Source organism: Pseudarthrobacter sp. CC12 (genome assembly GCF_039907755.1).
In the GTDB taxonomy this organism is placed as follows: Bacteria; Actinomycetota; Actinomycetes; order Actinomycetales; family Micrococcaceae; genus Arthrobacter; species Arthrobacter niigatensis.
In genome coordinates this window covers 23374-34563 of record NZ_JARDJH010000044.1, presented here as the reverse complement: position 1 = coordinate 34563, position 11190 = coordinate 23374, and the positions used below count along the sequence as shown (strand labels likewise).

Sequence of the window (11190 nt, the reverse complement as noted above, 5' to 3'; positions counted from 1 at the left end):
TCTCTTCCGGATCACGATCAGGCAGCTGGTTAGTCAACCCGCTGAGGATATGGGAGGTATCTTCTCCTGCAGCCACGTCCAACCTCTCTTTGCGCGCATGAATCGGCGCACTCAGGCCAGGCAGGATGACTGCCCGGCGTACATACGCCGTGTGCGACGTATCGGTTACAACAGCCCGGGCATGTGTGCCGGGCAGCTTCCTAGCGCTCCTATGTCTGCACGGAGTCACAAGGTAGTCGTCCCGCAGGCATAGTTGTCACCAGCCACTCTAGCCCTGACCGGAACACGATGCGTAGCCGCGGCCCGGTGCTGCAGTTGTATTTCGTTCGTCATACTGGTTGTGTGACGAAAAGCCCCTGCGACGGGGATGCCGCGGCCGGATGTGACGCAGAATATGCGCAGTCCAGGGGGCGGCAGCTTGAAGCGCAGGCACAAAGGGTGTTGGCTTGGGAGTAATGGAAATCACTATGCGCACCGCATATATGAGGTATTGGAGGAACACGTGAGCGAGGCCGACGCCGCCACTTCGGTAAATGTGGCGGAAAAATTGGGTTTCAAGAACGGGGATCTGATTCAGGAGTTCGGTTACGACGACGACGTCGATTTCGACTTGCGTGACGATATTGAGGACCTCACCGGTTCCGAAATGCTCGACGAGGACGACCATGAGGTGGCGGACGCCGTCATCCTCTGGTGGCGTGACGGCGACGGGGACCTGGTGGACAGCCTGATGGATTCCCTCACGACGCTCAGCGAAAACGGCGTTGTCTGGGTCCTCACTCCCAAGTCCGGCCGGGACGGCTACGTTTCGCCTGCGGAAATCCAGGAAGCTGCCCCCACCGCCGGCCTGCACGTCACCACCTCCGCCGGAGTCTCAAAGGACTGGAGCGCTGTCCGCCTGGTCAGCAGGAAGAACAAGTGACGGCAGCGGTCCAGCCCGTCGCCGCAGCCGTACCCTCGCTGGGCGCCGAAGCTCCCGATTTCGAGCTGGCCAACCAATACGGTGAGCCGGTGAAACTGTCCTCCTTCCGGGGCCGGAACGTTGCTGTGGTCTTCTACCCCTTTGCCTTCTCCGGTATCTGCACCGGCGAGCTATGCGAAATTCGGGACAACCTGGGCATGTTCGAGGATTCGGACACTGTTGTCCTGGGCGTGTCCGTGGACAGCAAGTTCAGCCTCCGCGCCTACGCGGCGCAGGAGGGTTACAGCTTCGATCTCCTGGCCGATTTCTGGCCGCATGGGGCTGTCGCCAGCGCGTACGGTGTGTTCGACGCCGGCAGCGGCATGGCAAAGAGGGCCACGTTCATCATCGACGGCGACGGCAGGATCCGCTACAGCGTGGTGAACCCCCGCGGACAGGCCCGGGACTTCAGCGAATACCGCTCCGCCCTCGCGGACCTTAAGCGGGACTAGGAAGCCATGGCCGGGCAGCGGCCGGGGACAGGCCTTACCGGGTTCGCCAGCATGCCGCCGGTGGCCCCTGCCCCGCCGTCGGGAAATGACCTCGATGTCCTGGCCCGCATCCGCGACCTCCTCGCGGGCGCCCCCTTCGCCCTGCTGACGGGTGCCGGACTGAGCACCGATTCCGGCATACCGGATTACCGCGGCCCGGATTCGCCACCGCGTTCGCCCATGACCTACCAGGAGTTCGTCCGGGACGCAGCCAACCGGCAACGGTACTGGGCCCGGAACCACATCGGCTGGTCCCACATGCGGCACGCGGACCCGAACCAAGGGCACTACTCCGCCGCTGAGCTGGAACGGCGCGGCTACCTCACCGGCCTCATCACCCAGAACGTCGACCGGCTGCACCAGGACGCCGGCAGTTCCAACGTCGTGGACCTCCACGGCAGGTATGACCAGGTGGTCTGCCTGGACTGCGGGCGCACTTACTCCCGGCGCTTGCTGGCTGGTGTTTTCGAGGAACTGAACCCCGGCTTCCTGGAACGGGCAGCGGCGGGCGGCCTGGTGGAAATGGCACCGGACGCTGATGCCACCGTAGAGGACCAGGCCCTGATCAAAAGCTTTGTGGTGGCAGTCTGTCCTGCCTGCGGTGGCACGCTGAAGCCGGACTTCGTCTACTTTGGGGAAAACGTGCCCAAGGACCGGGTGGAGCGCTCCTATGCAATGGTGGACGAGGCCGCAGCCTTGCTGGTGGCCGGCTCGTCGCTGACAGTCATGAGCGGCCTGCGGTTCGTCAGGCACGCTGCCAAGGAATCCAAGCCCGTGGTCATCATCAACCGGGGCGCCACCCGCGGCGATGACAAGGCAACCATCAAGCTTGAAGCCGGGGTCAGCCAGGCGCTGGATTACCTCGCCGCGGAACTACCGCCACTGTAGGCCGTCCCTTTCTTCCACGGATTCGCGTTTCCGGTGCCCGGTCGGGTAGAGTCTATGTTCGTTGGTTACGGCGGAACGGCCGGAAACAGCGCAATTCGGGTCTTTAGCTCAGCTGGTAGAGCGCCACGTTTACACCGTGGATGTCATCGGTTCGATCCCGGTAGGACCCACCAAGGAAACCCCGTTGCCCCGCCTGATGGCGGAGGCGGCGGGGTTTTTTGTTGATCCCTCCTGCCGGGCGTGATTGTCGGTGCCTTGCCGTAGCTTGCAGGCATGGAACACGTCATAGTGCATACGGACAGCGAAGGGATGCCCACTGCGGTGCTGAGCCGGGGGAGGGAATGGGCAGTCGGCGCCGAGCCGACGAGGTGGTTCGAGCGGATCAACTGGTGGGAAACCACCCGGAGGATGCCAAAAGGCGCCGGCGGCGTCGACGTCGAAGTCCTGCAGGTCCAGGTGAGGCTGGGGCACAATCACAGGTCGGCACTTACCACCATGTATCTCCAGCGGGACGGGCTGGGCGGTGGTTGGAGATTAAGGGAGCCGGTGGCGGGGGCAGCCTAGGAGGCCGGGCTACGTCCCCCGGGCATTGGAAAACCCTCCACCGCGACTATTGGGGGATGCCGCGGTGGAGGGCCTGCGATGAATATACCGTGAACTTCCGGAAACAAAAAGTCACGCCTCGTCATATTTCCGGGGGTCCCCGGCTGCCGGGCCGTGCTTACTGCCGGACGGGGATAAATACCCGTGGCTGTTCGGTCCACGTATCGGCCATCTGGGACATCGTGCGCCGCATGATCCGGTCCGACGCATCACGTGCTGATGCGGCGTCACCCCGGGCGATCGCCTCCGCCATATCCTCATGCCATTGCAGGGCAGCCTGGTGCGGGTGGTCGGGCATCAGGCCGTGCACCGTACGGCCTGTCAGGGTTTCTGCCACCTGGCCCATGAGGTTGGCGAACATCTCGTTACCGGAGCCTGAGAGCAGCAGTGAATGGAAGCGGATGTCCAGCTCCAGGAACCGCGCCACCTCGCCGTTGTTGCCGGCTTCGCGCATGGCACGGGCAACGTCCACGAGTTCCATCCGCAGGGCCGCCGGAGCATTCTGCGCTGCCAACTCGGCAGCGGCAGGCTCCACGGCCGCGCGCAGCTCAGCCAGTGAGCGCAGCTGGGCGCCGCGTGCATCGCTGGCCAGGCGCCACCGGATGACCTGCGGATCGAAGGGATTCCAGTGGCTGGCCGGCATCACCCGGATCCCCACCCGCTTGGTGGTCTCCACCAGGCCCAGGGACTGCAGGACCCGCACCGCTTCCCGGATCACGGACCGGGACACCTTCAGTTCATCCTCCAGCTGCTCCGCGAGCATGACATGGCCTGCGGGGAGTTCCCCCGTGACGATCCGGGTGCCCAGGTTCTCGATGGCACGGTGGTGGAGGCTGCTGGTCATGCTGTAAGCCTAGTTGTTGGCAACCATGTGGCCGGCACGGGCGCCGACATAATCGGTCCCAGTTCGCGGCCGCCACTTTCGCGCCACTCTGAGAATATATATGCTTTATTCCGACCCCCTGATCTGCCCCGGTGACTTCCGCCTGCGGAAGCCGGCAGCCGAGGCGAACAATGAATTGGAGTTATTGATGTCTGCACACATCGGTGTCACCGGCCTCGCCGTCATGGGCGCCAACCTCGCACGCAACCTGGCACGCAACGGATTCACCGTTGCCCTGCACAACAGGTCCGTGGAGAAGACGGATGCGCTGCTGGAAAAACACGGCTCGGAAGGCGACTTCATCCGGACCGAAACCCTGCAGGAACTGGTCGATTCCCTGGAGAAGCCGCGCCGGGTGCTCATCATGGTCAAGGCCGGCAAGCCGGTCGATTCGGTAATCGAGCAGCTGGAGCCGCTGCTGGAGCCGGGCGACATCATGATTGACGCCGGCAACTCTCACTACGAGGACACCCGCCGCCGGGAAGCGGCCCTGGCCAAGAAGGACCTGCACTTCGTGGGCGTCGGAGTGTCCGGCGGCGAGGAGGGTGCCCTGAACGGCCCCTCCATCATGCCCGGCGGTTCCAAGGAGTCCTACAAGGCACTGGGCCCGCTGCTGGAAAAAATCTCCGCAAAGGTCGACGGCGAGCCCTGCTGTGCCTGGATCGGCACCGACGGTGCGGGCCACTTCGTCAAGATGGTCCACAACGGCATCGAATACGCCGACATGCAGGTCATCGGCGAGGCCTTCGACCTGCTCCGCTCCGGTGCAGGCATCGAGCCGGCCGAGCAGGCAAAGATCTTCTCCGAGTGGAACAAGGGTGATCTTTCGTCGTTCCTGATCGAGATCTCCGCCGAGGTCCTGGGCCACGTTGACGCCAAGACCGGCAAGCCGTTCGTCGACGTCGTCGTTGACGCTGCCGGCCAGAAGGGCACCGGCCGCTGGACGGTCATCTCTGCCCTGGAACTGGGTTCACCGGTCTCGGGCATCGCCGAGTCCGTTTTTGCCCGCGCACTCTCCTCCCAGGCCGCACAGCGCAAGCTGGGCCAGGAACTGCTGGCCGGCAACGAAGCCACCGTGGAGGTCCCCGAGACGTTTGTCGAGGACGTCCGCCAGGCGCTCTACGCCTCCAAGCTGGTCTCCTATGCCCAGGGACTGGACATGCTCACCTCCGCAGCCAAGGAATACGGCTGGGACCTGAAGCTTGACGAAATCGCGTCCCTGTGGCGGGCAGGCTGCATCATCCGCGCCGAGCTCCTCAAGGACATCACCAAGGCCTACGCCGCCGACGAAAAGCCGGCCAACCTGCTTTTCGCCCCGGCGTTCACCAAGGCCGTCGCAGACGCCCTGCCCGCCTGGCGCCGCGTTGTTGCCACCGCCGTACAGCTCGGCATCCCGGTACCGGTGTTCTCGTCCTCGCTGGCGTACTACGACGGACTGCGCCGCAAGCGCGTGGCCGCCGCCCTGATCCAGGGCCAGCGCGACCTGTTCGGCGCCCACACGTACGGCCGCGTCGACACCGAAGGGACGTTCCACACCCTCTGGGGCGAGGACAAGTCCGAGGTTGAAGCGGTGGACACGCACTAGGCAGCACCGTTTCCAGCCTGGCGGCCGGCGCGACCAGATACTCTGGGGGCGCCGGCCGCTGGTGTTTCCGGCCGGACCGTCCGTCGATCCGCGCTGCCTGCCCGTCCCGTCGCCCCGTCCCAAGGAGTCCCGCCCATGAGCCAGCCCGTCGTTTTTGTCACCGGCGCGTCCACGGGAATCGGCTTTGAAGCCGCAAGGAAGCTCGCTGCCCACGGTTTCACGGTCTATGCCGGCGCCCGCCGGGTGGAGAAAATGGAGCCGCTCAGGGCTGACCGCGTCCGGATCCTGCCGCTGGACGTGACAGACGAGGAGTCAATGGGTGCGGCCGTGGGGGAAGTTCTCGCAGCCCACGGCAGGATCGACATCCTGGTCAACAACGCCGGGTACGGGTCCTACGGGTCGCTGGAGGAAGTGGAGTTGGCTGAAGGCCGGCGGCAGTTCGAGGTCAACCTTTTCGGGCTGGCCCGGATGACGCAGCTCGTGCTGCCGGCCATGCGTGCCGCCGGGAGGGGCCGGATCATCAATATTTCATCGATCGGCGGAAAGATGTACGAGCCGCTGGGTGCCTGGTACCACGCCACGAAGTTCGCTGTGGAGGGCCTCAGCGATTCGCTCCGGGTGGAGCTCAAGCCACACGGAATCGACGTATCCATCATCGAGCCGGGCGGTACCCAATCCGAATGGGGCACCATCTCCGCCGAAGGCCTGCTGGCCAATTCGGGCTCGGGACCATATGCAGCGCAGGCCAAGGTCGTGGCAGCCGCGCTGGCCTCCACCGACGGTTCGGCAATGTCCTCGCATCCGGAAGTTATCGCGGAGGCGATTGTCCATGCAGCCACGTCGCCGCGGCCCAGGACCCGGTATCCGGTGGGCAAGGGCGCGCGGGCCATCCTGCTGCTGCGCAGGCTGCTCCCGGACCGTGCCTTCGATACCGTTCTGTGGGCCATCTACAGGCGTTTCCCCGGTTAGCAACGCCCCAGGCCCCGCCCGAATTGCGTCCGCTAGATCCGGTACTCGATGTCGTATTCGGCCGGGTCAACGGCGGGCTTGGTTTCCCGCTGCGCATCCCGGTGCCGCCATTTGGCGGGAACTCCGGTGATGATCGACTCCGGCGGCGCGTCCTTGACCACCACCGCGTTGGCGCCCACGGCGCTGTCCCGTCCAATGGTGATTGGCCCCAGGATCTTGGCACCGGCGCCGATGGTCACGCGGTCGCCGATGGTGGGATGCCGCTTGATCCGGGCCAGGGAACGTCCGCCCAGGGTCACACCGTGGTAGATCATCACGTCCTCGCCGATCTCTGCCGTCTCGCCGATCACCACACCCATGCCATGGTCAATGAAGAAGCGGCGGCCGATCGTGGCACCCGGATGGATCTCGATACCGGTCCAGGACCGGCCCAGCTGGGACAGCAGGCGCGCCGGGAAGCGAAGCGACGGGTTCTGCCACATGCGGTGCGTCAGCCGGTGGATCCAGATGGCATGGAGGCCGGAATAGGCGAAAAAGTTCTCAAAAGAACCTCGAGCCGCCGGGTCGTGGGACCGGGCGGCGTCGAGGTCTTCCTTCAGTCTTGCGAAAAAGCCCACAAAGTTCTTTCTACAGGAAACGGGCGGATAGCGGACTGATCAGCCGCGGATGTCGTCATAGAGCACGGTGGAGATGTAACGCTCACCGAAGTCGCACACTACGGCAACAATCAGCTTGCCTGCGTTTTCCGGCCGCTTGGCCAGCTCCAGGGCGGCCCAGACAATCGCGCCCGAGGAGATGCCGCCGAGGATGCCTTCCTTGATGCCCAATTCGCGGGCTACCCGGACCGAATCCTCAAGGGTGGCGTCGATGACCTCGTCGTAGATGTTGGTGTCGAGCAGTTCGGGGATGAAGTTGGCGCCCAGGCCCTGGATCTTGTGCGGGCCGGGAGCGCCGCCGTTCAGGATGGGGGAGTCCTTGGGTTCCACAGCCACGATTTGGACGCCGGGCTTGCGCTCCTTCAGGACCTGTCCGACGCCGGTGATGGTTCCACCGGTGCCGATGCCCGCCACGAAGATGTCTACCGCGCCGTCAGTGTCGGCCCAGACTTCCTCGGCGGTGGTCCTGCGGTGCACCTCAGGGTTGGCCTCGTTGGCGAACTGCTGTGCCCAGATGGAGTTCTCGGTGTTGGCCACGATTTCCTGGGCCTTTTCCACGGCGCCGCGCATGCCCTCTGAACCGGGGGTCAGTACAATTTCGGCTCCGAATGCGCGCAGCATGACCCGGCGCTCCGTGGACATGGTCTCCGGCATGGTGAGGATGACCTTGTACCCGCGGGCAGCACCCACCATGGCCAGGGCGATGCCCGTGTTTCCGGAAGTGCCTTCGACGATGGTTCCGTCGGGCTTCAGGGCACCGGACTTTTCCGCGGCGTCGATGATGGCCACACCGATGCGGTCCTTGACGCTGTTGGCCGGGTTGTAGAACTCCAGCTTCACGGCAACGGTGGCGTCCAGTCCCTCGCTGAGCCGGTTCAACCGAACCAGCGGGGTTCCGCCGACCAGCTGCGTTACATCGTCATAGATCCGTGCCATGTACATACGCCTATCTCTAAGGGGTGGATACTGAGGTCAGCCTAACGAGGCCGCGTAACGGTGGGCTAAGCGTTAAGCCATGCAGAGTAATATTTCCGGGCCTTGGCCAGCTTAGGGTTGATGATCACCTGGCAGTACCCCTGCTCCGGGTGCTTGGCGTAGTAATTCTGGTGGAATTCCTCCGCCACATGGAACCGCGGGAGCCGGCTGACCTCTGTGACGATGGGGTGCGCCCATAATGCCTGGTTGCGGTCGATCGCCTCTTCGAAGAGGATCTTCTCCTCCGTGGTCTCGTAGAACATCGAGGAGCGGTACTGGGTGCCGACGTCGTATCCCTGGCGGTTCAGCGTGGTGGGATCATGCAGGGCGAAGAACATGTCCAGGACCACCTCCGCGGGGATGATGTCCTCATCGAAGGTCACGGCCACAACTTCGGCGTGGCCGGTGGTTCCACTGCAGACCGAGTAGTAATCCGGCTGCGGATCGTGTCCGCCGGTGTAGCCGGACACCACTGAGGTGACGCCCTTGGTCCTCTGGTAGACGGCGTCCAGGCACCAGAAGCACCCTCCGCCCAAAACAAAAGTTTTCATGACCTCTTCAATGGTTGACGGCGCCGGAAGATTCCCCGGCACCCCGGCCCAGTGCCGCAAACTGCGGCGGCGCGGGGCCAATGGGGTAAAACTAAGACTATGGAACCTGTGGACACCGACGTTAGCGGCCAGGAAGATCACGACGGCGACGCCTCTTCCGGCACGCCGGCCGCGGCCGGTTCCGCGGACGCCCCCACATTGGCCGAACTGCTGCTTGCGGTTGAGGAGCTGTGGCCCGAATCCCTGGCGGAGAACTGGGACGAGGTGGGGCTCGTGGCGGGCCATCCCTCGGCACCGGTCACGAAGGTGATGTTCGCGGTCGATCCCACCCTGGAAGTCATTGAGGAAGCGGTCGAGTGGGGAGCGGAGCTGCTCATCACCCACCACCCGCTGCTGCTGAAGGGCGTCACGTCCGTGGCAGCCACGTCGGCAAAGGGCAGGGCGGTCCACCGGCTTATCGAGTCGGGGACGGCACTGCTGACCGTGCACACCAACGGCGACTCCGCCGTCGGGGGTGTCTCCGATGTCCTGGCCGACGCCCTGGGACTTCAGGATGTCGCCCCCCTGACCGTGGCGGCCAACGGGCTGCCGGAGGAGGGCATTGGGCGGGTGGGGGACCTCGCGGATGCCATGAGCCTGGGTGACTTCGCGGCCCGGGTCTTCGGAATCCTTCCCTCCGTGGCCGGGGGCGTGCGTGTCTCCGGGGACAAGGACGGGCTGGTGCGGCGCATCGCGGTCTGCGGTGGTGCGGGGGATTCGCTGTTCAACGAGGTGCGTGCCAGCAACGCCGACGTCTACGTCACCGCTGACCTCCGCCACCACCCGGCGTCGGAAGCGCGGGAGGCCGCCGCCAACGGACGGCCGTACCTGGTGGACGTGTCGCACTTTGCGAGCGAATGGCTCTGGCTGCCAGCCGCGGCCGCGGCCCTGGGCAACGTCCTGGCCGACCAGGGCCATGACGTGGAGATCCTGGTCAGCACCACCAACAGCGATCCGTGGGACTTCATCCTCACTCCCGGCTAGAGTCTAGGAAGCGCCGGTTCGGTGCCCGGCCAAGGCCGGAAGAATCTAGCGGAGGTAAACGTGGCCAAGGCAGCACCGGCGGAACAGTTGAAGTTGCTCGAACTGCAGGGCCTTGACGCCAGGTTGAAAGGCCTCACCAACCGCCGCCGCACGCTCGAAAACGATCCCCGCATCAAGGACCTCGAGGCCGCCCTGTCCGTCGCCAACGGTGAACTGGGCGCGGCCAAGGTGGCCGTGCACGACGCCGAGGCTGCGCTGAAGCGGGCCGAGGCCGACGTCGAACAGGTTGCCTCCCGGATCCAGCGTGACGAAGCGCGGCTCAACAGCGGCACCGGCCTGTCCAAGGACCTGGTGGCACTGCAAAAGGACATTGCGTCGCTGAACAAGCGGCGCTCCGACCTTGAAGACGTGGAACTGGAAGTCATGGAGCGGCTGGACTCGCTGCGGGAACGGCAGGCGGCCCAGCAGCAGATTGTCGACGACATCCAGGGGTCCTTTGGAACCATCAGGGCCGAGCTCGATGCGGCCCTGGCGGACGTGGAAACGGAAGCGGCAGGGCTTCGTACCCAACGGGGCGACTTTGCCCAAGGCCTGGACGCGGGCCTGCTGGCAATCTACGAAAAAACGCTCGCGAAGCGCGGGGTGGGCGCCGCGCGGCTCTTCCACGGCACCTCGGAAGCCTCGGGCATGAAGCTCAGCCCGGGCGACCTCGCCGAGATCAAGGCAGCCGCTGCCGACGACATCGTGTTCTGCCCGGACTCCGGCGCCATCCTGGTCCGTTCGGACGAGTGGTCCTGACCGGACTGCAAGGCAACCTGCCGGACGGTCAGCCCGGCAGGATGATGTTCAAGGCGTGCGGTTTGCGTGCGGTGCCGGGCACCAGCTCCGCCTCCCACTTTTCGCGGGCAGCCTTCAGAAGGTCCGACGGCGCCCCGGGGGCCTTTCCACGGCGCACCAGCAGGTGCCGCGCCAGTTCGCCGCGGGTGTGCTTGGCGAAGTGGCTCACCACCTTCCGGACTCCTCCACTTTCGGTGAAGACGTTGACCGTGACGGTCTGCTGCGCCGGCGGAGCCCACGCTGCCGCATAGGTGCTGGACCGGCAGTCCACCAGCAAGTGCCCCTGCGCTGCGGCGCTGAGGGTATCCCCAAGCTGTTCCTTCCAAAACGGAGCCAAGCGCCCGACGTCGGGCAGGGACGTGCCCATTGACAACCGGTAGGCGGGAACGCTGTCGCCAAAGCGGAGGGCTCCCCACAACGCCGAGATCACCAGGACGGACTCATCGGCCTTGCGTCGCTGCACCGGCGTCAGGCTCCGGTAGCCGAGGGCGTCGTAGAGGACACCCGAGTAGATGCTGTGGGCGGGGGCCGCCGGCTCGGCGTGCAGGCGGGTATTGCGCTCGACGTCGTCCCGCAGCGATGCCCCGACGCCCAACAGGGCGAGGGCGTCCTGGTGGGCGCTGACCGTGCCAAGCGCCTCGAGGACCTTCGCGCGGTACGGGTTGAGCTCCGGGAAGCCCAGGGCGGTCCAGTCGACGGCGGGACCGCGGAGCGCCGGCGTCTTGCCTTCGGAAGGGGGAAGCAGAATCAGCACCGTCCGATCCTACC

General features: G+C 65.2%; 13 protein-coding genes and 1 tRNA gene. 9 read left to right on the top strand and 5 right to left on the bottom strand.

The window, feature by feature from the left end:
• Positions 1-502: 502 nt before the first annotated feature.
• The 5 genes from PV772_RS20535 (at position 503) to PV772_RS20515 (ending at position 2904) form a co-directional block, all read left to right on the top strand.
• The gene (locus PV772_RS20535; RefSeq protein ID WP_141160169.1) at positions 503-922 is read left to right on the top strand and encodes a DUF3052 domain-containing protein; all 420 of its coding nucleotides are present in this window, start codon (positions 503-505) and stop codon (positions 920-922) included.
• Positions 919-1413 carry a peroxiredoxin gene (locus tag PV772_RS20530; protein ID WP_141181751.1) on the top strand — a complete coding sequence of 165 codons (495 nt, stop codon included), beginning with the start codon at positions 919-921 and terminating at the stop codon, positions 1411-1413. Before PV772_RS20535 ends, PV772_RS20530 begins: the two co-directional genes overlap by 4 nt.
• 6 nt (positions 1414-1419) lie before the next feature.
• Positions 1420-2340, top strand: coding sequence for an NAD-dependent protein deacetylase (locus PV772_RS20525; RefSeq protein WP_347887384.1), 921 nt, complete (start codon positions 1420-1422; stop codon positions 2338-2340).
• A 97-nt stretch (positions 2341-2437) separates the two neighbouring features.
• Positions 2438-2513, top strand: a tRNA-Val gene (locus PV772_RS20520).
• A 100-nt stretch (positions 2514-2613) separates the two neighbouring features.
• A complete protein-coding gene (locus PV772_RS20515) occupies positions 2614-2904 on the top strand; it encodes a hypothetical protein (RefSeq protein ID WP_347887383.1) in 291 nt (96 codons plus the stop codon).
• 157 nt (positions 2905-3061) lie between these two features.
• Here PV772_RS20515 and PV772_RS20510 read toward each other — a convergent pair whose 3' ends face one another.
• Complete coding sequence (locus tag PV772_RS20510) at positions 3062-3787, bottom strand: FCD domain-containing protein (protein WP_347887382.1); 726 nt, start codon at positions 3785-3787, stop codon at positions 3062-3064.
• A gap of 187 nt (positions 3788-3974) precedes the next feature.
• On the opposite strand from PV772_RS20510, the gene gndA reads away from it, so the two are divergent.
• Complete coding sequence (gene gndA / locus PV772_RS20505; protein ID WP_347887381.1) at positions 3975-5411, top strand: NADP-dependent phosphogluconate dehydrogenase; 1437 nt, start codon at positions 3975-3977, stop codon at positions 5409-5411.
• A gap of 135 nt (positions 5412-5546) precedes the next feature.
• Positions 5547-6380 (top strand): oxidoreductase, encoded by an 834-nt coding sequence (locus PV772_RS20500; protein ID WP_347887380.1) that lies wholly within the window; start codon positions 5547-5549, stop codon positions 6378-6380.
• Between the two features lie 32 nt (positions 6381-6412).
• Here the strand turns inward: PV772_RS20500 and epsC are convergent, their stop codons facing one another.
• The 3 genes from epsC to msrA form a co-directional block, all read right to left on the bottom strand.
• Positions 6413-6997, bottom strand: a complete 585-nt coding sequence (gene epsC / locus PV772_RS20495; protein WP_141160176.1) for a serine O-acetyltransferase EpsC — start codon at positions 6995-6997, stop codon at positions 6413-6415.
• Positions 6998-7036: 39 nt separating this feature from the next.
• Entirely contained in the window at positions 7037-7972 is a 936-nt protein-coding gene (gene cysK / locus PV772_RS20490) for a cysteine synthase A (RefSeq protein WP_347887379.1), read from the bottom strand.
• Positions 7973-8037: 65 nt separating this feature from the next.
• Positions 8038-8562 carry a peptide-methionine (S)-S-oxide reductase MsrA gene (gene msrA / locus PV772_RS20485; protein WP_141160178.1) on the bottom strand — a complete coding sequence of 175 codons (525 nt, stop codon included), beginning with the start codon at positions 8560-8562 and terminating at the stop codon, positions 8038-8040.
• Between the two features lie 99 nt (positions 8563-8661).
• Here msrA and PV772_RS20480 point away from each other — a divergent pair, with 99 nt between their 5' ends.
• Both PV772_RS20480 and PV772_RS20475 read left to right on the top strand, forming a co-directional pair.
• Positions 8662-9585 (top strand): Nif3-like dinuclear metal center hexameric protein, encoded by a 924-nt coding sequence (locus PV772_RS20480; protein WP_210418935.1) that lies wholly within the window; start codon positions 8662-8664, stop codon positions 9583-9585.
• Between the two features lie 60 nt (positions 9586-9645).
• Entirely contained in the window at positions 9646-10383 is a 738-nt protein-coding gene (locus tag PV772_RS20475; RefSeq protein WP_141181747.1) for a C4-type zinc ribbon domain-containing protein, read from the top strand.
• A gap of 28 nt (positions 10384-10411) precedes the next feature.
• Here the strand turns inward: PV772_RS20475 and PV772_RS20470 are convergent, their stop codons facing one another.
• Complete coding sequence (locus PV772_RS20470; RefSeq protein ID WP_141160180.1) at positions 10412-11176, bottom strand: peroxide stress protein YaaA; 765 nt, start codon at positions 11174-11176, stop codon at positions 10412-10414.
• Positions 11177-11190: the final 14 nt, after the last annotated feature.

Bases quoted from the DNA above. Each gene is read 5' to 3' on its own strand.
- PV772_RS20525 (WP_347887384.1), top strand. From the start codon at position 1,420: ATGGCCGGGCAGCGGCCGGGGACAGGCCTTACCGGGTTCGCCAGCATG.
- PV772_RS20515 (WP_347887383.1), top strand. From the start codon at position 2,614: ATGGAACACGTCATAGTGCATACGGACAGCGAAGGGATGCCCACTGCG.
- PV772_RS20510 (WP_347887382.1), bottom strand. From the start codon at position 3,787: ATGACCAGCAGCCTCCACCACCGTGCCATCGAGAACCTGGGCACCCGG.
- gndA (WP_347887381.1), top strand. From the start codon at position 3,975: ATGTCTGCACACATCGGTGTCACCGGCCTCGCCGTCATGGGCGCCAAC.
- PV772_RS20500 (WP_347887380.1), top strand. From the start codon at position 5,547: ATGAGCCAGCCCGTCGTTTTTGTCACCGGCGCGTCCACGGGAATCGGC.
- cysK (WP_347887379.1), bottom strand. From the start codon at position 7,972: ATGGCACGGATCTATGACGATGTAACGCAGCTGGTCGGCGGAACCCCG.
- msrA (WP_141160178.1), bottom strand. From the start codon at position 8,562: ATGAAAACTTTTGTTTTGGGCGGAGGGTGCTTCTGGTGCCTGGACGCC.
- PV772_RS20480 (WP_210418935.1), top strand. From the start codon at position 8,662: ATGGAACCTGTGGACACCGACGTTAGCGGCCAGGAAGATCACGACGGC.